Source organism: Pseudomonas sp. G.S.17 (assembly GCF_038096165.1).
Classification (GTDB): Bacteria; Pseudomonadota; Gammaproteobacteria; order Pseudomonadales; family Pseudomonadaceae; genus Aquipseudomonas.
On the sequence record NZ_CP151076.1, the window covers coordinates 337,847 to 360,132 of the forward strand.

At 60.3% G+C, this 22,286-nt stretch carries 19 protein-coding genes; 9 read left to right on the plus strand and 10 right to left on the minus strand.

What is annotated here, in order from left to right; translation table 11 throughout:
• Nucleotides 1-76: 76 nt before the first annotated feature.
• Nucleotides 77-964, minus strand: a complete 888-nt coding sequence (locus AABC73_RS01500; protein ID WP_341522155.1) for a LysR family transcriptional regulator — start codon at nucleotides 962-964, stop codon at nucleotides 77-79.
• A 148-nt stretch (nucleotides 965-1,112) separates the two neighbouring features.
• On the opposite strand from AABC73_RS01500, the gene lysM reads away from it, so the two are divergent.
• Nucleotides 1,113-1,562, plus strand: a complete 450-nt coding sequence (lysM, locus tag AABC73_RS01505; RefSeq protein ID WP_341522156.1) for a peptidoglycan-binding protein LysM — start codon at nucleotides 1,113-1,115, stop codon at nucleotides 1,560-1,562.
• Between the two features lie 173 nt (nucleotides 1,563-1,735).
• Here lysM and yrfG read toward each other — a convergent pair whose 3' ends face one another.
• Entirely contained in the window at nucleotides 1,736-2,398 is a 663-nt protein-coding gene (gene yrfG / locus AABC73_RS01510; protein WP_341522157.1) for a GMP/IMP nucleotidase, read from the minus strand.
• A gap of 97 nt (nucleotides 2,399-2,495) precedes the next feature.
• Between yrfG and nudE the strand changes: the two genes are divergently transcribed.
• Both nudE and cysQ read left to right on the plus strand, forming a co-directional pair.
• Nucleotides 2,496-3,062: an ADP compounds hydrolase NudE gene (gene nudE / locus AABC73_RS01515; RefSeq protein ID WP_331149032.1), complete on the plus strand. Its 567-nt coding sequence runs from the start codon at nucleotides 2,496-2,498 to the stop codon at nucleotides 3,060-3,062.
• Nucleotides 3,059-3,901, plus strand: a complete 843-nt coding sequence (gene cysQ / locus AABC73_RS01520) for a 3'(2'),5'-bisphosphate nucleotidase CysQ (protein ID WP_341522158.1) — start codon at nucleotides 3,059-3,061, stop codon at nucleotides 3,899-3,901. The genes nudE and cysQ overlap by 4 nt, the downstream gene beginning before the upstream one ends.
• 90 nt (nucleotides 3,902-3,991) lie before the next feature.
• On the opposite strand, the gene AABC73_RS01525 is transcribed toward cysQ, so the two are convergent.
• The 7 genes from AABC73_RS01525 to rfbB form a co-directional block, all read right to left on the minus strand.
• Entirely contained in the window at nucleotides 3,992-4,459 is a 468-nt protein-coding gene (locus AABC73_RS01525; RefSeq protein ID WP_341522159.1) for a thioesterase domain-containing protein, read from the minus strand.
• Nucleotides 4,456-5,832: a sigma-54 dependent transcriptional regulator gene (locus tag AABC73_RS01530; protein WP_341522160.1), complete on the minus strand. Its 1,377-nt coding sequence runs from the start codon at nucleotides 5,830-5,832 to the stop codon at nucleotides 4,456-4,458. Before AABC73_RS01530 ends, AABC73_RS01525 begins: the two co-directional genes overlap by 4 nt.
• Nucleotides 5,829-7,643, minus strand: coding sequence for a cache domain-containing protein (locus tag AABC73_RS01535; protein ID WP_341522161.1), 1,815 nt, complete (start codon nucleotides 7,641-7,643; stop codon nucleotides 5,829-5,831). Before AABC73_RS01535 ends, AABC73_RS01530 begins: the two co-directional genes overlap by 4 nt.
• A 687-nt stretch (nucleotides 7,644-8,330) precedes the next feature.
• Nucleotides 8,331-9,224, minus strand: coding sequence for a dTDP-4-dehydrorhamnose reductase (rfbD, locus tag AABC73_RS01540; protein ID WP_341522162.1), 894 nt, complete (start codon nucleotides 9,222-9,224; stop codon nucleotides 8,331-8,333).
• The gene (rfbC, locus tag AABC73_RS01545; RefSeq protein WP_341522163.1) at nucleotides 9,221-9,769 is read right to left on the minus strand and encodes a dTDP-4-dehydrorhamnose 3,5-epimerase; all 549 of its coding nucleotides are present in this window, start codon (nucleotides 9,767-9,769) and stop codon (nucleotides 9,221-9,223) included. Before rfbC ends, rfbD begins: the two co-directional genes overlap by 4 nt.
• Nucleotides 9,766-10,641 (minus strand): glucose-1-phosphate thymidylyltransferase RfbA, encoded by an 876-nt coding sequence (rfbA, locus tag AABC73_RS01550; RefSeq protein WP_341522164.1) that lies wholly within the window; start codon nucleotides 10,639-10,641, stop codon nucleotides 9,766-9,768. The genes rfbC and rfbA overlap by 4 nt, the downstream gene beginning before the upstream one ends.
• Nucleotides 10,638-11,720, minus strand: a complete 1,083-nt coding sequence (gene rfbB / locus AABC73_RS01555) for a dTDP-glucose 4,6-dehydratase (protein WP_341522165.1) — start codon at nucleotides 11,718-11,720, stop codon at nucleotides 10,638-10,640. The genes rfbA and rfbB overlap by 4 nt, the downstream gene beginning before the upstream one ends.
• A 288-nt stretch (nucleotides 11,721-12,008) precedes the next feature.
• Here rfbB and AABC73_RS01560 point away from each other — a divergent pair, with 288 nt between their 5' ends.
• From AABC73_RS01560 to AABC73_RS01585, 6 genes are all read left to right on the plus strand, one after another.
• Nucleotides 12,009-14,921, plus strand: coding sequence for an aminotransferase (locus tag AABC73_RS01560; protein WP_341524157.1), 2,913 nt, complete (start codon nucleotides 12,009-12,011; stop codon nucleotides 14,919-14,921).
• 289 nt (nucleotides 14,922-15,210) lie between these two features.
• The gene (aguA, locus tag AABC73_RS01565; protein ID WP_341522166.1) at nucleotides 15,211-16,317 is read left to right on the plus strand and encodes an agmatine deiminase; all 1,107 of its coding nucleotides are present in this window, start codon (nucleotides 15,211-15,213) and stop codon (nucleotides 16,315-16,317) included.
• A 637-nt stretch (nucleotides 16,318-16,954) separates the two neighbouring features.
• Complete coding sequence (locus AABC73_RS01570; RefSeq protein ID WP_341522167.1) at nucleotides 16,955-18,226, plus strand: OprD family porin; 1,272 nt, start codon at nucleotides 16,955-16,957, stop codon at nucleotides 18,224-18,226.
• A 149-nt stretch (nucleotides 18,227-18,375) separates the two neighbouring features.
• The gene (locus AABC73_RS01575; protein ID WP_331149021.1) at nucleotides 18,376-19,143 is read left to right on the plus strand and encodes a helix-turn-helix transcriptional regulator; all 768 of its coding nucleotides are present in this window, start codon (nucleotides 18,376-18,378) and stop codon (nucleotides 19,141-19,143) included.
• A 253-nt stretch (nucleotides 19,144-19,396) separates the two neighbouring features.
• Entirely contained in the window at nucleotides 19,397-19,570 is a 174-nt protein-coding gene (locus AABC73_RS01580) for a DUF1427 family protein (protein WP_331149020.1), read from the plus strand.
• A 41-nt stretch (nucleotides 19,571-19,611) separates the two neighbouring features.
• A complete protein-coding gene (locus tag AABC73_RS01585; protein ID WP_341522168.1) occupies nucleotides 19,612-20,571 on the plus strand; it encodes a zinc-binding alcohol dehydrogenase family protein in 960 nt (319 codons plus the stop codon).
• Between the two features lie 27 nt (nucleotides 20,572-20,598).
• On the opposite strand, the gene AABC73_RS01590 is transcribed toward AABC73_RS01585, so the two are convergent.
• Nucleotides 20,599-22,164: a PAS domain-containing methyl-accepting chemotaxis protein gene (locus AABC73_RS01590; RefSeq protein ID WP_341522169.1), complete on the minus strand. Its 1,566-nt coding sequence runs from the start codon at nucleotides 22,162-22,164 to the stop codon at nucleotides 20,599-20,601.
• Nucleotides 22,165-22,286: the final 122 nt, after the last annotated feature.

Below are 22,286 nucleotides of genomic sequence, written 5' to 3' on the forward strand. Positions count from 1 at the left end.
TAGAATGTCCCTAGCGTAGGCCTCTCGTCCGATAACGTCTAATCGCTTGTTCTGATGCTCCGATAGATGACGTCGATCAATGCTCTTCGCTGATTTTCTGGTATAGCGCCAGGCACGCTTCGGCCAGGGCCGAACGCGGGGCGCTGCGGCGCATGATCAAACCCAGGCGCGCGAGGGTGCGGGCGTCGTCGATGGGATGCAGGCGCAGGTGTTCGGTGAGGTTTTCCAGCCCGCCGTCCAGCGGCATGATCGCGCAGCAGAAACCGCCATGCACCGCTTGCAGCAATTGATGGACGGCATCGGTCTGCAACAACGGATGAGGTTGCAGGCCACGACTGTGGAAGTTGTGATCGATGGATTGGCGAAAATGCATACCGCTGGTCAGCAGACCCAACGGCAATTCGATCAGGTCCGCCCAAGTCAGGGCTGCTGCCTTGAAGGTGTAATACCGTTGGTCGTAAAGCAGGCCCATGCGGGTCTCGGCCAGTTCCAGCGCATCGAAGCGTTCAGTGTCCAGGCGTTCCAGATAGGAAACACCCAGATCGATCCGGTTGCTCGCCAGCTGTTCGAGGATCTGCTCGGAACTCAGCGCCGACAGCTCGAAACGCAGGTTTGGGTGTGTTTCGTGCAAGCGTTGCAGCAGTGGCAGCGGGTCGAAGCTCGACAAGGGCACCACGCCCAGCCGCAGCGTGCCGACCAGATTTCCGCGACAGGCGGCAGCTTCGGCCTGCAAACCGTCGTAGGCCGCCAGAACCGTGCGCGCCCAGGCCAGCACTCGTTCGCCGGGTGCAGTGAAGCCTTCAAAGCGCTGGCCGCGATTGACCAGTGGCAGATCCAGTTCTTCTTCAAGGTTGCGCAGGCGCATGGACAAGGTCGGCTGGGTGATATTGCACCGGGCAGCGGCCTGGCCAAAATGTCGGGTTTCGTCCAGGGCAATCAGGAATTTTAGTTGTTTGATGTCCATCGGCGCTCCACTGCGCAATGCAAGCGGCTGATTCTAGCCTGTCGGGCCGTCAGATGGGCGGATGGCACTTAGTCGGAACAAACGGCGAAGGAGCTGGTTCGAACTATCGTTAACTATTCACACCAACGATACGCATGGAGAAGCATGGATGAGCATTTTTAGTTTTCTGAAAGACGCCGGCGAAAAGATTCTGGGCGCGCTTACGCAAGGCGATGCCAGCGCTTCCGATGAAGCGTTGAAAAAACACATCTCCGCAGTAGGGCTGGGCAATCCGAACATTCAGACCACAGTTGAAGGCAGTACTGTGACTGTCACCGGTGAAGCGGCCAGCCAGGAAGAGAAGGAGAAGATTCTGCTGACGCTGGGCAACATCAGCGGCGTGGAAAAAGTCGACGACCAGATGACCCTCGCTGCTGGCGCTGCACCTGCGACTGAAGCTAAGTTCGTCACCGTTGAAAAAGGCGACACCCTCAGCGCTATTTCCAAGCGTGTTTATGGCGACGCCAGCAAGTACCAGAAAATCTTCGACGCCAACAAGCCGATGCTCAAGGATGTGAACAAGATCTATCCGGGGCAGGTGTTGCGGATTCCTGAGTAAATCAGGACGGAGGTAGACCGTGGGAGCGAGCTTGCTCGCGAATCGTTGTAGGACCGGCTTTAGCCGGGAGGGCAATTGACGCTCTCGCGCCTCTCGCGACTAAAGTCGCTCCTACGGTCGCTCCTACGGCCTTTTCGCGAGCAAGCTCGCTCCCACAGGTTTGTGTCAGATGCTTACAACCCCGTCATCAACTCCCGATAATCCTTCACCGCGTCAAATTCCTCGGTGTCCTTCGGGCCTTTCTGGCTGTTGGGTTCGCTGACGGCCAATAAATGGGCGATGCCGAAGTTTCGGGCGCTGCGCAGGATGGGCAGCGTGTCGTCGATAAACAGGCTGCGCGCGGGGTCGAAGGCGATATCGGCGTGAAGGGCATCCCAGAACTGCGGGTTTTCCTTGGGGAAACCGTAGTCATGGGAGCTGATCAGCCGCTCGAAATACGGCGCCAGCTCGATGCGCTCCATCTTCAGCGACAACGAATCGCGGTGCGCGTTGGTGATCATGATCACGCGCTTGCCGGCTTGTTTGATGGCGGCCAGAAACGTCTCGGCATCCGGGCGCAAGGCGATCAGGTGCGCGGTTTCCAGTTTCAGCTCGCGGATTGACAGCTTCAACTCCGTGCTCCAGAAGTCCAGGCAGTACCAATTGAGCGTGCCAGCGTTATTTTCAAACAGCGGTTTCATCTCCAGCAGCGCCATTGCGTGGCTGATGCCGTGTAATTCGGCATAGCGCGCAGGCAAGTGCTGCAGCCAGAAATGTTCGTCGTAATGCAGATCCAGCAGTGTGCCGTCCATATCCAGCAGAACGGTATCGATGTCGCGCCAAGGCATGGAAGGCATTCGGGCCTCTCGGGGTTGATGAATTGCATAAGCATATCCGACACAGACAATCGGAAAAGCCACGGTATAGTACGCCGTCAACGCAAAGGAGCCCGTCATGCGCCAGAAACCCACCGTACTTGCCCGCGAGATCGTCGCCAGTAGCCGCTTGTTCCGAGTCGAAGAGCTGCAGTTGCGCTTTGCCAACGGCGTTGAGCGTACCTACGAACGTCTGGTCGGTCGAGGCACCGGCTACGGCGCGGTCATGATCGTTGCGATGCTGGATGCCGATCATGCGGTATTGATCGAAGAATATTGCGGCGGCACCGATGAATACGAGTTGTCGTTGCCCAAGGGCCTGATCGAGCCGGGCGAAGACGTCTTGGCCGCAGCCAACCGCGAGCTCAAGGAAGAAGCCGGTTATGGCGCGCATCAGCTGGAACACTTGACCGAGCTGTCTTTGTCGCCGGGCTATATGAGCCAGAAAATCCAGGTGGTGCTGGCCACCGATCTCTACGAAGAGCGTCTGGAAGGCGATGAGCCCGAGCCAATGCGCGTCGACAAGGTCAACCTGCGTGAGCTGTCCAGTCTGATCGAACATCCGCAGTTCAGCGAAGGCCGAGCCCTGGCTGCTCTGTATCTGGTGCGCGACCTGCTGACCCAGCGAGGCCTGTTCCTGCCATGATCGACACCCTCGATAATCTGCCGCATCCGCTGCTTGCACCGGTCATCAAGCTGGCCCGGCTGGCGGGTGAAGTCATCTTGCCGTACTGGCGCGCCAACGTCAGCGTGACCTCCAAGGCCGACGATTCGCCGGTCACCGCCGCCGACCTGGCTGCACACCATTTGCTGGTCGAAGGCTTGCAAGCGCTGGCACCGGACATTCACGTGCTGTCCGAAGAAGACGCCGATATCCCGCTGAGCGAGCGTGCCAGTTGGGAACGCTGGTGGCTGGTCGATCCGCTGGACGGCACCAAGGAGTTTATTTCCGGCAGTGAAGAATTCACCGTCAACGTCGCGCTGATCGAACGCGGTCGTGTGGTGTTCGGTGTGGTGTCGATGCCCACCAACAACCGCTGCTACTGTGGCGGCGCGGGTCTGGGCGCCTGGCGCAGTGACGATGACGACCATATCTCGCCCATCAGCGTGCGTACCGAGCCGGGTGAAGGCCACGACTTCACCGTGGTCGCCAGCCGCCGCCACACCAGCGCCGAACAGGAACGTCTGCTGGCCGGGCTGTCCGCTGCGGTGGGCCATCTACAGTTGACCAATATCGGCAGCTCGCTGAAGTTCTGCTTGCTGGCCGAAGGCGCTGCCGACTGCTATCCGCGTCTGGCCCCGACGTCGCAATGGGACACGGCTGCTGCCCAAGGCGTGCTGGAAGGTGCCGGCGGGGAAGTGGTGGAATTGTCCGGCGAGGCGTTCAGCTATCCGGCGCGGGAATCACTGCGCAACCCGTTCTTCGTGGCGCTGCCCGCCGAGGCCGCGTGGCGGGAGAAACTGCTGGATCTGGCGCGTTCGTAATCAATCTGCCGCGGGAGCGATCTAGCACGATCCTGTGGGAGCGTTCGGAGGTTACGACGGCCGCGAAGCGGTGTGTCAGACAGACTGATACTACCGATGCAACACAAACTGCCCGACAAACCTCACCGCTTCGGTTTCGCTGTCTGGCGCACAGATACGCGTCGGTAACGTCAGCCGCGCGCGGCCGCGTCGTTGGTAGGTGGTGAGGAATTTGTCCCAGAGCGCGGCATCCGGCGCGTCGCAAATCGCGACCGCATCGCCGCGTACCGGCAGCGGATAACTGATCTGTCCGTCCTGAATCACGATGTGCCCGTCACTGATACCGGCTTCGCGCAGACGCAGATGCAGCCAACCCCAGCCCGCCAGCACCGCGCCGCAATACAAGCTGCCGCCGAACATCGTGCTTTTGTGATTGATATTCGGCTCAAGGGGCAGGTGCAGGCGCAATTGCCGGTTTTGCCAGCTCAGGACTTTCACGCCCATCTCCCGGGTCAGCGGGATATCGTGGTGCAGTACGTGTTCCAGGTGATCAGCCTGATCAAGAGAGTCGTGGTTCATTCCGCATCCTCGGTGTTGCTGCCACTGTCGCCAAAACTCAGGCCGTGTTTGCGCAGCTTGTCGTGCAGGGTTTTGCGCGGCAGGCCAAGGGCTTCGGCGAGGCTGCGCACCGAGCTGTGCGGACGCGCCAGTTCGGCGGCAATCAGCGACCGCTCGAAGCTCTCGACCTGCTCGCTCAGGCCGCCGCCGCTGGCGGGCATGGTTGGCACATCGTTGCCCTCCAGCGCCAATTCCAGACCCAGCGCGAATCGCTCGGCGGCGTTTTGCAGCTCGCGCACATTGCCCGGCCAGGTGTGACGCAACAGCAGGGCGCGATGTCCTGGTTGCAGCTCATGCCTGGGCAGGCCATGACGCATGCTCGCCGCATCGGCGTAGTGCTGGAATAACATCAGCGCATCTTCGCCCCGTTCGCGCAGTGGCGGAATACGCAGCGGCGCGACGTTCAGGCGGTAATACAAGTCGGCCCGGAACCGGCCTTGATCAGCCGCCTGACGCAAATCCTCCTTGGTCGCGGCGATCACGCGGATATCCAGCGCGATCTGCTGATTACCGCCCAGGCGTTCGACGACACGTTCCTGCAGCAGGCGCAGCAGTTTGACCTGCACGTCCATGCTCATGCTTTCGATTTCATCGAGGAACAACGTGCCGCCGTTGGCAAATTCGAACTTGCCGATCCGACGTTTTTGCGCGCCGGTGAAAGCGCCCGGTTCATGGCCGAACAGTTCGCTCTCGACCACGGATTCGGCCAACGCCCCCGCATTGATCGCCACGAACGGCCCGCTGCGCCGGTTGGACAAATCATGCAGCGCCCGGGCGACCACTTCTTTGCCTGCGCCGGTTTCGCCAAGGATCAGCACGTCGGCCCTGGTCGCCGCCAGCGCACCGATCTGTTCACGCAGGCGCAGCATCGGCGCGGATTGGCCAACCAGTCGCGTGCTTAATTGCTGGCGATCGCTCAAGGCCAGACGCAGGCTGCGGTTGTCCAGCACCAGACGTCGCAACGCCAGGGCGCGGCGCACGCTGTCCAGCAGAGCATCGCTGGCGAAGGGTTTCTCCAGAAAGTCATAGGCGCCGGCCCGCATGGCCTGCACCGCCAGCGGCACATCGCCGTGACCGGTAATCAGCAAAACCGGCAGTTCCGGGTCCTGGCTGTGCAGTTGGCTCAGCAGTTCAAGGCCGTCCATGCCCGGCATGCGGATATCGCTGACCACCACGCCGGGCCAGTCGCGGCCGACGCGGCTCGACAGACCATTGGCCTCGGTCAGGGTCAATACCTTGAGGCCCGCCAGATCCAGCGTCTGGCTCAAGGCCTGGCGCAGGTGCGGGTCGTCGTCGATCAGCACTACCTGGATCTGGCTGTCGATGGCGGTCATGCGGAAAGATCCTCGGGCGGTTGAAGGCTGATGCCGGACGCGCCGGCACGCAGGCGCAAGGTTAGCAAGGCGCCGCCGCTGGGATGGTTGGCGAACAGCAACTCACCGCCCAGCGCGCGCATCAGCGTATCGCAGATTGCCAGACCCAGGCCCAGCCCTTGCGTGCGCGTTTTCGTGGTGAAAAAGGGTTCGCGGGCGTGGGCCAGTGCTTCCTGAGAAAACCCCGGGCCGTTATCGCGAATGAACAGGTTGACGCCTTCCGGGGTTTGTTCGGCACTTAACCAGAGTTTGCGCGGCGGACCTTTTTCGGTCAGGGCGTCCAGCGCGTTGGCCAGCAGGTTGCCCAACACCTGACGCAAGCGGGTTTCCCCGGCCTGAACCCACAGCGTGGCGTCCGGCAAGTCGCGGATCAGTTCCACTTCCATGGCGCGTCGGCGTTTGGCCAGCAGCGCCAGCGCGTCATCCAGCGCCGGTTGCAGGGCAACGCTTTCCGGCGCATGGCGATCACGTCGAGCGAAAGCGCGCAGGTGGGCAATGATCGAGGCCATGCGCCCGGTCAGCTCGCTGATCAGTTTGAGGTTGCCCCGCGCGTCATCGGTGCGCCCGTGGTCGAGCAACACTTCAGCGTTTTCCGCGTAGCTGCGAATCGCCGCCAATGGTTGATTGAGTTCATGGCTGATGCTGGCGGACATGGTGCCCAGCGCTGACAGTTTGCTGGCCTGCACCAGTTCGTCCTGAGCGCGCACCAATTCCTGCTGCGCCTGTTCGCGCTCCAGCACTTCCTGTTTGAGCCGGCTGTTGAGGCCTTCCAGATCGCTGGTGCGCTCGATCACCCGCACTTCCAGCTCGCGGCGGGCCTTGGCTTCAAAGGCGATGCGGTCCAGATAATGCCGACGGCGCTGGATCATGATGCCCAACAGCAACATCACCACCAGCAAGGTCGCGCCGCCGACCGCAACCACCGTGCGTACCGGTCGGTCGATCAAGGCGCGCGGGGCGAGGATATTGACGCTCCAGCCGGTTTCATCGATGTGCTGGGTCTGGGTCAGCCAGGCCTTTTCGTTGAGCAGCAATGGGCGCGGGTCGCGAGTTGGATACGGCTGGATGGCGACAATCGCCTGTTTTTCCTCTTCGCTCAGGGCGCGGGTGGCACGGAAACGCCATTCCGGATTGGAGGTCAGGATCACCACGCCGTTGTGGTCGGTGAGCAGCAATTGTTCGGGCGTCTTGCCCCACAAGGTTTCGGTGTGGTCCAGATCGACCTTCACCACCAGCGCGCCGATGACCTGATTTTCGTTGCGCACCGCCGAGGCGAAAAAGTACCCACGTTTACCCGAGGTGGTGCCCAGCCCGAAAAAACGCCCGAGATTGCCAGCCATCGCGTCGTTGAAATAAGGCCGGAAGGCAAAGTTGCGGCCGAGGAAACTGTCGCGCTTGTCCCAGTTCGACGCGGCCAGCGTGGTGCCGTCCGGGTCCATCAGGTACATGACTTCAGCGCCGGTCTGACGACAGACTTCCTGGAGCAGCAGATTGGCTGCGTTGATCGTCGGGGCGTCCTGAGGCGCCGCCAATGCCGCGCGCAAGGCCGGTAGCTGGCTGAGAATCTGCGGCAAGGTTTCGTAACGGTGCAGCGTGCCCAGCAGGTTGGCCACGTACAGGTCCAGCGTCTGGCGATTCTGGCTGATCAGCTCGTTACGGTAATAGCGCTCGGCCAGATGCTCCAGCGGCCACAACAAAGGCGCCAGCAAGATCGCCAAAAGCGCCAGGCTGCGCCAGCGGGGACGGGGCGGAAGTTTGGAGGTGGTGATCATGATCTGCATGCGCCGTGAGGGTCAGTTCGAATACTGGTCCTTTGCCATGCAAAAGGCTTTCGCGAGCAAGCTCGCTCCCACAGGTCCTCGGCAGATTCTGTGGGAGCGAGCTTGCTCGCGAAAGCGTCAGTTCAAGCACAAGGGCCATTCGTATTGAGTACTTTCGGCATTATGCCTAACGCTGCTCGCTCAGGCACTCAAGCAAGCAGATGTCGTAGGAGCGGATTTATCCGCGAGGGCAATGGTGTAGATGTTACATCTGCGTCAGATGTACCAATGGCCTCGCGGATAAATCCGCTCCTACGGACCCGAAAGCACCAGGCGTGTGCCGGAACCGGCATTATGCCTAACGCTCCTCGCTCAGGCACTCAAGCAAGCAGATGTCGTAGGAGCGGATTCATCCGCGAGGGCAATGGTGTAGATGTTACATCTGCGTCAGATGTACCAATGGCCTCGCGGATAAATCCGCTCCTACGGACCCGAAAGCACCAGGAGTGTGCCGGAACCGGCATTATGCCTAACGCTCCTCGCTCAGGCACTCAAGCAAGCAGATGTCGTAGGAGCGGATTCATCCGCGAGGGCAATGGTGTAGATGTTACATCTGCGTCAGATGTACCAATGGCCTCGCGGATAAATCCGCTCCTACGGACCCGAAAGCACCAGGCGTGTGCCGATTCGGCATTATGCCTAACGCTGCTCGCTCAGGCACTGCAGCAATGCGCTGTGCCAGTCGGTTTGTTGCACACCCCATTCGCGTTGCAGTCGGCTGCAATCCAGTCGCGAGTTGAGCGGGCGCGGGGCGGGGGTTGGGTAGGCGGAGGACGGGATGGGATGCAGCGCTGCGCATTTCTTGCCGCTTTTGATCAATTCCTGACCAATCGCCTCGGCAAAACCGAACCACGAAGTCTCACCGCTGGCGGTCAGATGATAGATGCCCCAGGCGCCGGGATTGCCACTGCGCCAGCGTTCGATCAACTGCCGTGTGCTCTGGGCGATGGTGCCCGCCCAGGTCGGTGCGCCGATCTGATCGGCGACGACGTTCAATTCGTCGCGTTCCTGCAATAAGCGCTGCATGGTCAGCAGAAAATTGCGCCCGACAGTGGAGTACACCCAGCTGGTGCGCAGAATCAAATGCTGCCCGCCGCTGGCGCTGATCGCCTGTTCGCCGGTCCACTTGCTGGCACCGTAGATGCTCAGGGGATTGGCTTCATCTTCTTCGGTATAAGGCGATTGCTTGCTGCCATCGAACACGTAATCGGTGGAGTAATGAATCAGCGGGATGCCCAGCTCTTCGGCCTGCTGGGCAAAAACGCCCGCTGACATCGCGTTGATCTGAAACGCCGCCGTCGCATCGGTTTCCGCCTGATCCACGGCGGTGTAGGCGGCTGCATTGATGATCAAGTCCGGTTGCACGGCCTGGACCCGATCAATCACCGCCAATGGATCATTCAGGTCCAGCTGGTCGCGGCCCAGCACCACCAGTTCGCCCAGGTCCGCCAGGCTTTGCTGCAAGGCCTGGGAGACTTGGCCATGCTGGCCGGAAATCAGAATTTTCAGCGGTTTTTCGGCGCGATCTGTCATGGGAAAAGATCAGCCTCCTTCAGGGTTTTTGCGTTCTGATCCTTGGCCGACATTTGCGGCTGCTTGCCATCCAGCTCCCAGTCGATACCAAGGTCCGGGTCATCCCAGCGGATGCAGCGCTCTGCGGCCGGGGTGTAGTAATCGGTGGTCTTGTACAGAAATTCTGCGTAGTCGCTGAGCACCACGAAACCATGGGCAAATCCTGGCGGCACCCACAACTGGCGGAAATTCTCGGCGGACAGCTTCACGCCGACCCACTTGCCGAAGGTCGGCGAACTGCGACGGATGTCCACGGCAATATCCAGCACTTCCCCCGACGTCACGCGCACCAGTTTTCCCTGGGCATGTTCGATCTGGTAATGCAGGCCGCGCAGCACGCCCTTGGCCGAGCGTGAGTGGTTGTCCTGCACAAACCGGGTGTCCAGGCCGGTGGCATCCGCGAAAGCCTTGGCGTTGAAACTTTCATAGAAGAAACCTCGTTCATCACCGAACACCCGTGGCTCGATGATGATGACTTCAGGCACTTCACACGCAATCACATTCACTGATTTTCCCCCGCAAGCTTGAACAGGTATTGGCCGTAGCCGGTCTTGCCGAAATAGTCGGCGCGGGCGAGCAGATGGGCGCGATCCACCCAGCCGTTCTGGTAGGCGATTTCTTCGAGGCAGGCGACTTTCAGGCCCTGGCGATGTTCGATGGTCTGCACGTACTGCGACGCATCAAGCAGGCTGTCGTGGGTGCCGGTGTCGAGCCAGGCAAAACCGCGCCCGAAACGTTCGACCCGCAGGTCGCCGCGTTCCAGATACGCGTTGTTCACGTCAGTGATTTCCAGCTCGCCGCGTGGCGATGGCTTGACGTTCTTGGCGATCTGGATCACTTCGTTGTCGTAGAAATACAAGCCGGTCACCGCGTAGCTCGACTTCGGATGCTTGGGTTTCTCTTCGATGGACAGCGCGTGGCCCTCGTCGTCGAAGTCGATCACGCCGAAACGCTCCGGGTCCTTGACCCAATAGCCGAACACCGTCGCGCCTTCGGTATGGGCCGCGGCTTTTTGCAGCTGCTCGCTAAAGTGCTGACCGTGAAAGATGTTGTCGCCCAGGATCAGGCACACCGAATCGTCGCCGATGAATTCTTCGCCGATCAGGAACGCCTGGGCCAGACCATCGGGTTTAGGCTGCTCGGCGTAGTGAAAATTGACCCCGAACTGACGGCCGTCGCCCAGCAGATTGCGGTACTGCGGCAAATCCTGAGGCGTGGAAATGATCAGGATTTCGCGAATGCCGGTTAGCATCAGCACCGAGATCGGGTAATAAATCATTGGTTTGTCGTAGATGGGCAACAGCTGTTTGGAGACGCCCAGAGTGATGGGGTGCAGGCGTGTGCCCGACCCGCCTGCCAGAACGATTCCCTTGGTCATGCGATCAGATCCTTATGGTTGGTGAAGCCCAGTCGTTGGCCCTGATAGCTGCCGTCCTGCACTCTGCGGCACCATTCCAGGTTGTCGAGATACCATTGCACGGTTTTGCGCAGCCCTGATTCAAACGTCTCCTGCGGCGTCCAGCCCAACTCGCGCTCGATCTTGCCGGCATCGATGGCATAGCGTAGATCGTGGCCCGGACGATCCACCACGTAGGTGATCAGGTCGGCAAAATTCGTCACGCCAGCGGGATGCTCCGGCGCCAGCTCTTCGAGCAGGGCGCAGATGCTGCGCACCACGTCGATATTCTTCTGCTCGTTGTGGCCGCCAATGTTGTAGGTCTCGCCGACCACACCTTCAGTCACAACCTTGAGCAGCGCCCGGGCGTGATCTTCGACAAACAGCCAGTCGCGCACTTGCAGGCCGTTGCCATACACCGGCAGCGGCTTGCCCGCGAGGGCGTTGAGAATCACCAGCGGGATCAGCTTCTCGGGGAAGTGAAACGGGCCGTAGTTGTTCGAGCAATTGGTGACCACCACCGGCAAGCCGTAGGTGCGATGCCAGGCGCGGACCAGATGATCGGACGCCGCCTTGCTGGCCGAATAGGGCGAGCTGGGCGCATAGGGCGTGGTTTCGGTGAACAGGTCATCGACGCCGTGCAGGTCGCCATAAACTTCGTCGGTGGAAATGTGATGGAAGCGAAACGCGGCGCGTTCGGCTTCCGGCAGCTTGAGCCAGTAGCCACGCACGGCTTCCAGCAGGCTGTAAGTGCCGACGATGTTGGTCTGAATGAATTCCGCCGGGCCGTCGATGGAGCGGTCGACATGGGATTCAGCGGCCAGATGCATGATGGCGTGCGGCGCAAAGCGCTCAAGCACGGCACTGACTCTGGCCTGATCGCAGATGTCGGCCTGCACGAACTCATAGCGGGTATTGGTCGCGATGCTGGCCAGCGATTCGAGATTACCGGCATAGGTCAATTTGTCGAAATTAAGCACATCGTGTTCGGTGTTCTGGATCAGATGACGGATCAGCGCCGAGCCGATGAAGCCCGCACCGCCAGTTACAAGTATTCGCATGAGCTGGCCTTCTTCCTTGTTGGTCGTAAGACGTATGGAGCATAGCTTGTGGGCGTGAGCAGGCCCGCGCAAGCAGCATCAAGCAAGAATGGTCGCTTGGGTCATGAAAAGAATTGATTGGCCCCCGACGCGTGCGTCATAAAACCGGCGATGGCGATTCTACTGCGTCCCGATTGGTGTCGTTAATCCGACGCAACTATAGTTGTGGGTCAAAGCATTCAAGCCATGCCTGATTTGCCCTCGTCGGCCGGGCCAGGCAAGCCCGTCCAACAACATTTGAGGTTGTTCATGCCCCTCGCCACGTTGATTCGCCGTTCCAGCCTGCCATGTCCGGAAATCACCACAGAGCAGGCGTTGCAACTGCTCGATCAACACTACGGCCTGAGCGGCACGTTGAAGGCGCTGGGCAGTCAGCAGGACCGCAATTTCCTGCTCGACACCGGCAGTCGCCGCTACATCCTGAAAATCTGCCACGGCGCGTATTCGCCTGCCGAATTGCACGCCCAACACGCGGCGCTGGGGCATCTGGCGGCGCACTCGCAGGTTCGCGTGCCGGGCCTGGTCAGCAGCAAAAATACCGAGCAGCTGCTGTCGCTGGAAATCGACGCAAAGCCCGTGCATGTGCGCCTGCTGGAGTTTATCGAGGGGCAGTCACTCAGCCATCTGGCGCATCTGCCGACTGATGTTGTGGTTGGCCTTGGCGAACTGTGCGCCCAGGTTGATCAAGCGCTGGCGGGCTTCGAACATCCGGGGCTGGAGCGCATCCTGCAATGGGATCCCCGGCATGCGATGGCGCTGATCAAACACTTGTTACCCGTGATCGAAGACGCTGATAACCGCGCCTGTATCGCCGAAGCGGCCGAGCAGGCGCAGGATCGTTTGCTGCCGCTGATTGCCGCGCTGCCGTTGCAGGCCGTGCATCTGGATATCACCGAATACAACGTGGTCTGGACGCGCGACGCGCAGCGTCAATGGCAGTTGCAGGGTTTGATCGACTTCGGCGATCTGGTCACGACCTGGCGCATTGCCGACCTTTCCATCACCTGCGCGGCGCTGCTGCACCACGCGGATGGCGATCCGCTGTTTATCCTGCCGGCGATTCGCGCCTACCACGCGATCAATCCCTTGCAGCCTGAAGAGTTGCAGGCACTTTGGCCGCTGATCGTCGCACGTTCGGCGGTGTTGGTCCTCAGCAGCGAACAGCAGGCCAGGGTCGAACCGGACAACGCGTACATCCAGGCCAATATCGACAGCGAATGGGGCATCTTCGATCTCGCGACTTCAGTGCCGATTGCCCTGATGGAAGCAGCGATTCTCGCGGCGCTGGGCATGGCGACGGCCAAGGCCCCGGAGCCGATTTATTTCCCGTTGCTACCGAGCCTGATCGGCCGGGAATTCCGCCTGGTGGATCTGGGCGTGCTGAGCGAGCATTTCGTGGCTGGCAACTGGCAGCAAGATGGCATCGACGAGCAATTGTTGATGCAGGCCGCGCAGGCAACCGGTCAGGCGGCGAGCCGCTTCGGGGAATATCGCCTGTCGCGCACCCTGATTGACAGTGCGAAGCAGCCCGAAACTTGCGCATTGCACGTGGAGTTGAGCCTGCCGGATGACATCCCGTTGCATGCGCCCTTCAATTGCAGCGTGCGCAGGACCGCCGATGCCGCGCTATTGCTGGTTGGCGATGAGATGAGCCTGCGTGTGTGGGGTGTTGCTTCGGGCCTCGCATCCGGACAAAAGCTGGTCGCCGGTGACGAAATCGGCCAAAGCGCCGGTTCGTTGATCGTGCAGCTGTGTTCAGTGCCCGAACTGAACCCGCCGTTATTTGCCACGCCATCCTGGGTCGCTGCGTGGCGTGCGTTGTGCCCGTCGCCTTCGACGCTACTGGGCTTCCCCTGCGATGCGCCGCCGCTCCCGGATTCGACGGCGCTGCTGGCGCGTCGCGATGCCAGTTTCGCCCGCTCGCAAAAGCATTATTACCAGGCGCCGCCGCACATCGAGCGCGGCTGGCGCAATCATCTGATCGACATGCAGGGCCGGTCCTATCTGGACATGCTCAACAACGTAGCGGTCCTCGGCCATGGCCATCCGCGCATGGCGGCCGAAGCGAGTCGGCAATGGTCGCTGCTCAACACCAATTCACGCTTTCATTACGCGGCCATCGCCGAATTTTCCGAACGCCTGCTGGAGCTGGCGCCGCAAGGCATGGATCGAGTGTTTCTGGTCAACAGCGGCACCGAAGCCTGCGACCTGGCGATTCGTCTGGCCTGGGCGTTCAGTGGCGGGCGCGACATGCTTTGCGTACTGGAGGCCTATCACGGCTGGTCGGTGGCGGCGGATGCGGTTTCCACGTCCATCGCGGATAACCCGCAAGCCTTGAGCACCCGGCCGGATTGGGTGCATCCGGTCACGGCGCCGAACAGCTATCGCGGCGAATTTCGCGGCCCGGACAGCGCGCCGCAGTACGTGCGCAGTGTCGAGCAGGTGTTGCAGCAGTTGGCTGCGCAACAGCGGCAGGTGGCGGGTTTTATCTGTGAACCGGTTTACGGCAACGCCGGAGGGATTTCCTTGCCGCCGGGCTACTTGCAGCAGGTTTACCGGAAGGTCCGGGAGCAGGGCGGCGTGTGCATTGCCGATGAAGTGCAGGTCGGTTATGGCCGGTTGGGCCGTTACTTCTGGGGGTTCGAAGAGCAGGGCGTAGTGCCGGACATCATCACCATGGCCAAAGGCATGGGCAACGGCCAGCCATTGGGCGCCGTGATCACCCGCCGGGAAATCGCCGAGGCGCTGGAAGCCGAGGGGTATTTCTTCTCGTCAGCCGGAGGAAGCCCGGTCAGCTGTCGCATCGGCATGGCGGTGCTTGATGTAATGAAAGAGGAAAAACTGTGGGAAAACGCTGAAATTGTCGGCGGACATTTCAAGGCGCGGCTGGAAGCGCTGATCGATCTGCATCCGTTGGTGGGCGCGGTACACGGCATGGGGTTCTATCTGGGCGTCGAATTGGTGCGTGATCGCCAGAGCCTGGAACCGGCCAGCGAAGAAACCGCCTATCTATGCGAACGCCTGCGGGAACTGGGCATCTTCATGCAGCCCACCGGCGACTACCTGAACATCCTGAAAATCAAACCGCCGATGGTCACCACCCGGCAGAGTGTGGATTTCTTTGTGGATATGGTGTCGAAGGTGCTGGCAGAGCTGGCCTGAGGCTGCGTTCGCCGAGCCAATGATGATCTTTGTGGCAAGCTTGCTTGCGAAGGGGGAAGTACATGCGACAGGTTTTGTATCTGAAAGATTGCTTTCGCGAGCAAGCTCACTCCCACAAATGAGGGGCTTATCCAGATTAATATCGGCCTATCTTGGGTTAAGTTTGATATTGGCCTGTGCTCAGGCTTTCAACCCCGATTTTTATCGTCTATAAAGGCGTCCAGATTGTCATGGCACGCCTGCTATGGTGAGAAGCCCTTTGTACGACGGTTCGCTGGAGTCCTGAATTATGACAACGCTCAATAGCACGCCGCGCGCCGACGGCTTTTACATGCCGGCCGAATGGGCGCCGCAGACTCAAACCTGGATGGTCTGGCCCGAGCGCCCGGACAACTGGCGTCTGGGCGGCAAACCGGTGCAGACCGCTCACGTCGCGGTGGCCAAAGCCATCGCGCGTTTCGAGCCGGTGACCGTTGCCGTTTCCGCCGCTCAATACGATAACGCCCGCGCGCGACTCGATGTGCCGAACATTCGCGTCGTGGAAATCAGCAGCGACGACGCCTGGGTGCGCGATACCGGCCCGACCTTCGTCATCAATGACCACGGCCAGGTGCGCGGCGTGGACTGGGACTTCAACGCCTGGGGCGGTTTCGACGGCGGGTTGTATTCGCCATGGAACATGGATTCCCAGCTGGCGAGCAAGGTTCTGGAAATCGAGCGCTGCCCGCGTTACCAGACCAAGGGTTTCGTGCTGGAAGGCGGCTCGATCCACGTCGATGGCGAGGGCACGCTGATCACCACCGAAGAGTGCCTGCTCAATCGCAATCGCAACCCGCACCTGTCCCGCGCAGAGATCGAAACCGTGCTCAGCGACAACCTGGCGGTCGACAAGATCATCTGGTTGCCGGACGGCCTGTTTAACGACGAAACGGATGGACACGTCGATAACTTCTGCTGCTACGTGCGCCCCGGCGAAGTGCTACTGGCCTGGACGGATGATCCCGAAGACCCCAACTATTCACGCTGCCACGCGGCATTGAGTATTTTGGAAAACAATCGGGACGCCAAGGGTCGGGCATTCATCGTGCACAAGATGCCGATTCCCGGCCCATTGTTCGCTACGCATGAAGAATGCGCAGGCGTTGATCAGGTGCATGGCAGTCAGGAACGCAACCCTTCGGTGCGTCTGGCCGGTTCCTATGTGAATTTCCTGATCGTGAACGGCGGGATTATCGCCCCAAGCTTCGACGATCCGCTGGACGAAACGGCGCGAAAAATCCTGCAAACGCTGTTCCCCGAGCATGAAGTGGTGATGGTTCCGGGCCGCGAATTACTATTGGGCGGCGGCAATATTCACTGCCTGACCCAGCAGCAACCGGCCCCGCACCGGGTCTGAATTGTCGGCCGATATTTCAGTTCGGACACACAGTTGGTCCCGATCTTGCTCTCACTAGCCCCTCACTCGATGGGCTTTTTTATGGGGCGCGGTTTGTTGGTCTATGCTTTTGGATAGATCTGTAACGAAGTGTTTAATCGTTTGCCGCGTCTCTCGTCTGTCATAAAGCACCCGTACATTTAGCCCTCACGACTTACAGAGGTTGTCCCTATGAACGCAGCTCTAGAGCACCACGCTCGCGGTTTGTCTGCTAGTAGCGAGGCTCGCCAGGTAATGGCGGATTGGTTAAGGACCACCAACATCCGAACGCCTCAACGACCGGATGTACGCAAAATGCTTCTTCAGCGTTACCCGGTCGGCTTGCTGGAAGAAGCGGAGCTGGAAGCACTGATCAACGTGCATCGAGACTCCAACAGCTCGTTCTAGAGCGGTCGGATGTATAAAGGTGTTACATGCAAATTGACACCTTTTAAGCCTGCGTCTAGGATTCGCGTCCTCCGCCCGTGGCCTAATGCCATGCATCAGTAGTCCACTGCGATGATTGCGCCGGCCTTTCGGAGCCTGTTTTTCGGAAGGCCAAACGACTGAACAAGTCGTCGCCACGGCGCGTGATCAATCCGCAGAAAGGGAATTACCGATGCTCACTACACGTATCAGCTTGCTCGCACTGGGTCTGATCAGTGCTGGACAGGTTATGGCTAACGGCCAGGCCGACTCGAAGGGGTTTGTTGAGGACAGCAGCCTCAACCTGTTCCTGCGCAACGCGTACATCAATCGCGATTACAAGAATGGCCGCGAAGACAAGGCCGAGTGGGGCCAGGGCTTTACCGCCAACTTCGCCTCGGGTTTCACGCAGGGCACGGTCGGCGTGGGCGTCGATGCGTTCGCGCTGTACGGCTTGCGTCTGGATGGCGGCAAGGGTCGCAGCGGCGCGGGCGGGATCGACTTCTTCAAGCAGGGTGACAGCGGCGCAGCGGCGGATGACCTGTCGCGTTTTGGCGGCGCAGTAAAAGCGCGCATCTCCAACACCGTGATCAAGTACGGCGACCAGATGCCTGAATTCCCGGTGCTGAGCTACGACAACTCGCGCCTGCTGCCTGAAAGCTACACCGGCACGCTGATCACTTCCAAAGAGATCGACGGCTTGGTCGTCAACGTCGGTCGCTTCACCCAGCAGACGCGTAAAAGTGCCGAAGGTCGCGACAGTGGCGATCTGAAAAGCATCAACGTCTACGGTGCCAGCTACAAATTCACCGATGCGTTCAGCGCAGCGTTCTACGCTTCCGACGACGAAGACACGCTGAAAAAGCAGTACCTGAACCTGAACTACGTATTTGCCCTGCAGCCAGACCAGTCGCTGACCTTCGACTTCAACGGCTACAAGACTGAACTGGACAAGGAAATCGCCGACAGCGGCGAGCGCGATAACAAGATCTGGAGCCTGGCGGCAACCTGGGCAGTGGGCATCCACTCGTTCACCATCGCCCATCAGCGCAGCACCGGCGACACCGGCTACAACTACGGCGGCTATCGCAACGCCGGCGGTTTCGGTGATGGTGGTAACACCATCTACCTGGCGAACTCGTACTGGTCCGACTTCAACGGCAAGGACGAGCGCTCCTGGCAGGCGGGTTACGGCGTGAACCTGTCGACCGTGGTCACTCCGGGCCTGAGCTATAAAATGGCTTACGTGCGCGGCGACAACATCGACGACGGCACCAATCGCGGCAGCGGCGAAGAGCGTGAAATCTTCAGCCAACTGACCTACGTGGTGCAGAGCGGCCCGGCGAAAGACTTGTCCGTACGCCTGCGCAACTCGTTCCTGCGTGTGTCCGACAACGCCAGCAACTACAACAGCGAAGGCAACGAAACGCGGATCTTCGTGGATTATCCGATCAGCGTGTTCTGATGTGATGGTGTAACTCCGTGGGAGCGAGCTTGCTCGCGAAGACTTTTTCGCGAGCAAGCTCGCTCCCACACAGTCTGCACAAGTGGTTCCACAATGGGGCTCGGGCCTGAGCTACCATGTGCCATCCCAGCACCTGATCCGGTCACCCCATGGCCCTCGCGACGCCTCCCGATCTTTCCGATATTGCCGTGCCCGTGCAACCGCTGGCGCGTACTTATCCGCGTGGGCGGTATATCGAGCCGCATGAGCACGTCTGGGGTCAGGTGTTGTACGCCACGTCCGGCGTGATGTGGGTCGAAACGCCGCTGGAAGCGTTGGTGGTTCCGCCGCAACGGGCGGTGTGGTTGCCGCCCGGTGTGTTGCATGGCATTCGCGTTGTCACCGACCTGGAAATGCGCAACATCTACCTGCGTCCGGCCATTGCCGAAACCCTCGAAAGCACGGTGCAGGTTTTTGAAGTCGGCCGTTTGCTGCGCGAATTGATCCTCGGCCTTGTCGCTCAGGATCACGAACAAGCGTCGGAGTATTACGACGCATTGGTCGGACTGGCGCTGCTGGAACTCAAGCGCGCCAAACGATCCATCCTGAAAATCCCCATGCCGGATCAATCCGACCGCCGCCTGATGAACCTGTGTCAGGCGGTCATGAGTGAGCCGTCGCTGACGATTGCCTTCGAGCAGCACGCGGAAAATGCCGGGGCCAGCGTTCGCACGCTGGCCCGTTTGTTTCAAAGCGCACTGGGCATGGGCTTCGCCGAGTGGCGTCGACAAGTGCAACTGGCCACCGCCGTGGCGGAAATCATCCAGGGCGTGCCGGTCAGCACCATCGCCCGCTCACTGGGCTACTCACCCAGCAGCTTCAGCGACATGTTCCGCCGCGAACTGGGCGTGGCGCCGTCGAAATACCCGCTTATCTGAAGTCCGTAGGACCGGCTTTAGCCGGGAGGAGGCTGGGCGTGGCGCCGTCGAAATACCCGCTTATCTGAAATCCGTAGGACCGGCTTTAGCCGGGAGGAGGCCAGTCCAGTCGCAGCAGATGCCTCGTCGGACCTCCCGCTCTCGCGGCTAAAGCCGCTTCTACAAGATTTGGCCGATATTCCGAAGTCCTTGACCGATAGCTTTTTCCTACCGCTCGTAAACTTTGTGCATTCCAGTTTGCCCGGAGTTCACCATGAGCTATCTCATTTCCATCGTTATTGGTATCGCCGTCGGCCTGCTCTACGGCGCGCTTGATTTCCGTTCGCCTGCGCCGCCCGCCGTGGCGTTGGTTGGTCTGACCGGCATGTTGCTGGGCGAAAAAATATGGCCCATGGGCAAGCAATTGCTTGCCAGCTGGGTGTCCTGATTTCTCGAATCGCGCCGCAAAAACTTCACGAGAGGCCTTCCATGAAAGCACTGCAATTTTCCCGAACCGGCGACCTCGCCGCACTGCAATACGTCGAACTGCCCAAGCCTATTGCCGGCCAGGATGAAGTGCTGATCCAGGTGAAAGCCGCTGGCCTGAATCCCAGCGACGTCAAAAATGTGCTGGGTCGTTTTCCGTACACTACGTTGCCGCGCGTGCCGGGGCGTGATTTCGCCGGGATCGTGGTGGAAGGGCCGCAGGCGTTGCTCGGCCAGGAAGTCTGGGGCACTGGCAAAGAGCCGGGCTTCTATCGTGACGGCTCCCATGCTGAGTTCCTCACCTTACCGGCCAAGGGCGTGGCCCTCAAACCCAAACATTTGAGCTTCAGCCAGGCCGCCAGCCTTGGCGTGCCATACACCACCGCATGGGATGCGTTGCAACGCAGCCTGGTCGGTGCCGATACGCGTTTGCTGGTGATTGGTGCCAACGGCGCGGTCGGCAGTGCAGCGCTGGCGCTGGGCAAGATTCTTGGCGCTCAGGTGCTCGGCGCGGTACGTCGTCCCGAACAGCTCAAGACGCTGCAGGATCAGGGTTTCGACGCCATATTGCTGGACAAGGCTGAGGAACTGGCCGGGCAAATCACCGGGATTTACAAGGGCGGCGCCGACGTCATTTTCGACACCACCGGTTTCTGGCTGCCCGCCGCAGTGAGTGCGTTGGCGCCATTCGGCCGCATCGCCATCATCGCCGCACCGGTAGACGGCCACGTGCAATTGCCCGCGCTGGCGTTGTATCGCAAAGGCGGCTCGGTGGTCGGTATCAACTCGTTGCTGTACGACTGCCAGGCCTGCGCAAAGATGCTCGACCAGTTCGGCCGATTCTTCGACGAAGGCAGCTTGCCGCTGCCCACCGGCCTGTTCGAATCACCGCTCAGCGAAGGCCTGGCACGCTACGCCGAGGTAAACCAGGGCGCAGGAGAGAAGGTGATTCTGTTGCCGTGAGCCTCGCTCCAACGAGCGGCCTTTGCCTTAGCGATTAAACCGCTCAACCAGCGCACGCAGCCCGCGTGACGCTGCCTCAAGTTCAGTGCCGCGCGACACGGCGGCGCTGGCGTTGCTGGCGGATCGTTTGAAGGTCTCGGCCACGTTGTTGATCTGCCGGGAAATGTCCTCGGCTACGTGTGCCTGTTCTTCCGAAGCGGTCGCCATTTGATGACCCATGCTGCTGATCCGGCCGATCACTTCGCGAATACCTTGCAAAGCGTCCTGCGCTTCGATCACCTGGGCAACGCCTTTGTCAGCCTCGCTGATACCCAACTGCGCAATGCTCACCGCGTCGTCGGCACCCTTTTTCAAGGAGGCGATGACGGCCTGGATCTGCTGGGTCGACTCACGCGTCTTGCCCGCCAATGCGCGGACTTCATCGGCAACCACCGCAAAGCCGCGGCCCTGTTCGCCAGCCCGGGCAGCTTCGATGGCTGCGTTGAGCGCGAGCAGGTTGGTCTGATCGGCAATCGCTTGAATAACCCCGGCCGCCGACATGATCTGCTGGGTTTCATTGGCCAGGTTATCGACGGCGCTGCTGATGTTGGTAACCGTGCCCGCCAGCCGCTGGATCGCCTCGCGGGAAGTGCCGGCGACTCTGCTGCCTTGCTCGGCAAGCTCGTTGGCCGTCGTGGCTTCGGATGCGGTGTGCTGCACATGCCGGGCGACTTCGTTGATCGAGGCCGCCATTTCCGTCATGGCCGCTGCGGTCATGTCCGTCTCGGCGCGTTGCTCCAGCAGGGCGCGCTCGGTTTTCGAGGAGAGTTGAGTCGAATGCCCCGCCGCTTCGGAAACCTGATTGGCCAGATCGCTCAGGCGGGTCAACGCGGTTTTGAGGCGCGCGTCTTCGCTGAGCAGAATCATCTCCACCCGCGCCTGAGAGCCATAAGCGTCGCTGTAAGTCAGCGCGCTCACCGGATCGGTAAATGCATTGGGCGCGCTGTTGATGATGCCGGACAGCTGCCGCTCGCCGCGCAGATAAGCCCAAGCGCCCAGAGCGACAAACAGTCCCGCAATTACCACTTGAGCGACGATACCGGGGAAGGAATTATTCACGGCGAGGGCGATGATTGCGGCAACGACCGGCACCACCATGATGCTGGCAAACACACCCAGATGACGGGCGCCGGTGACCGCGCTTTTGCCTTCGCGCAAACGCGCATACAAGGCTTCGGCGCGGGCGATTTCCTCGCGAGTCGGCTTGACCCGCACGGACTCATAACCGATCAGCCGCCCGTTCTCCAGAATCGGCGTTACATACGCGCTGACCCAGTAGAAATCGCCGTTCTTGCAGCGATTCTTGACGATGCCCATCCAGCTTTTGCCCGCCTTCAAATAGCCCCACATCACGCCGAAAACAGCCTTGGGCATGTCCGGATGGCGAACCAGGTTGTGCGGGCTACCGATGATTTCTGCCTGGGAATAACCACTGATTCTCGCGAACTCATCGTTGCAGTAAGTGATTTTGCCGCTGGTATCCGTCGCTGAAATCAAACGTTGTTCGGCAGGAAAGGTTTGCTCGGTTTGCGTCACATGCTTGGCCATCTTCAACGTCCATAAAAGGTATATCGAGAACCTGTGGAATCCATTCGATAGCAATGGCTTCTGCGTCGCAGGAATTTCAGTCTTAAAGGAAAAGCCCTTTAAAAACATATATTTGCAGATTGTTCTGG

Bases quoted from the DNA above. Each gene is read 5' to 3' on its own strand.
- AABC73_RS01500 (WP_341522155.1), bottom strand. From the start codon at position 964: ATGGACATCAAACAACTAAAATTCCTGATTGCCCTGGACGAAACCCGA.
- lysM (WP_341522156.1), top strand. From the start codon at position 1,113: ATGAGCATTTTTAGTTTTCTGAAAGACGCCGGCGAAAAGATTCTGGGC.
- yrfG (WP_341522157.1), bottom strand. From the start codon at position 2,398: ATGCCTTCCATGCCTTGGCGCGACATCGATACCGTTCTGCTGGATATG.
- nudE (WP_331149032.1), top strand. From the start codon at position 2,496: ATGCGCCAGAAACCCACCGTACTTGCCCGCGAGATCGTCGCCAGTAGC.
- cysQ (WP_341522158.1), top strand. From the start codon at position 3,059: ATGATCGACACCCTCGATAATCTGCCGCATCCGCTGCTTGCACCGGTC.
- AABC73_RS01525 (WP_341522159.1), bottom strand. From the start codon at position 4,459: ATGAACCACGACTCTCTTGATCAGGCTGATCACCTGGAACACGTACTG.
- AABC73_RS01530 (WP_341522160.1), bottom strand. From the start codon at position 5,832: ATGACCGCCATCGACAGCCAGATCCAGGTAGTGCTGATCGACGACGAC.
- AABC73_RS01535 (WP_341522161.1), bottom strand. From the start codon at position 7,643: ATGATCACCACCTCCAAACTTCCGCCCCGTCCCCGCTGGCGCAGCCTG.
- rfbD (WP_341522162.1), bottom strand. From the start codon at position 9,224: ATGACAGATCGCGCCGAAAAACCGCTGAAAATTCTGATTTCCGGCCAG.
- rfbA (WP_341522164.1), bottom strand. From the start codon at position 10,641: ATGACCAAGGGAATCGTTCTGGCAGGCGGGTCGGGCACACGCCTGCAC.
- rfbB (WP_341522165.1), bottom strand. From the start codon at position 11,720: ATGCGAATACTTGTAACTGGCGGTGCGGGCTTCATCGGCTCGGCGCTG.
- AABC73_RS01560 (WP_341524157.1), top strand. From the start codon at position 12,009: ATGCCCCTCGCCACGTTGATTCGCCGTTCCAGCCTGCCATGTCCGGAA.
- aguA (WP_341522166.1), top strand. From the start codon at position 15,211: ATGACAACGCTCAATAGCACGCCGCGCGCCGACGGCTTTTACATGCCG.
- AABC73_RS01570 (WP_341522167.1), top strand. From the start codon at position 16,955: ATGCTCACTACACGTATCAGCTTGCTCGCACTGGGTCTGATCAGTGCT.
- AABC73_RS01575 (WP_331149021.1), top strand. From the start codon at position 18,376: ATGGCCCTCGCGACGCCTCCCGATCTTTCCGATATTGCCGTGCCCGTG.
- AABC73_RS01580 (WP_331149020.1), top strand. From the start codon at position 19,397: ATGAGCTATCTCATTTCCATCGTTATTGGTATCGCCGTCGGCCTGCTC.
- AABC73_RS01585 (WP_341522168.1), top strand. From the start codon at position 19,612: ATGAAAGCACTGCAATTTTCCCGAACCGGCGACCTCGCCGCACTGCAA.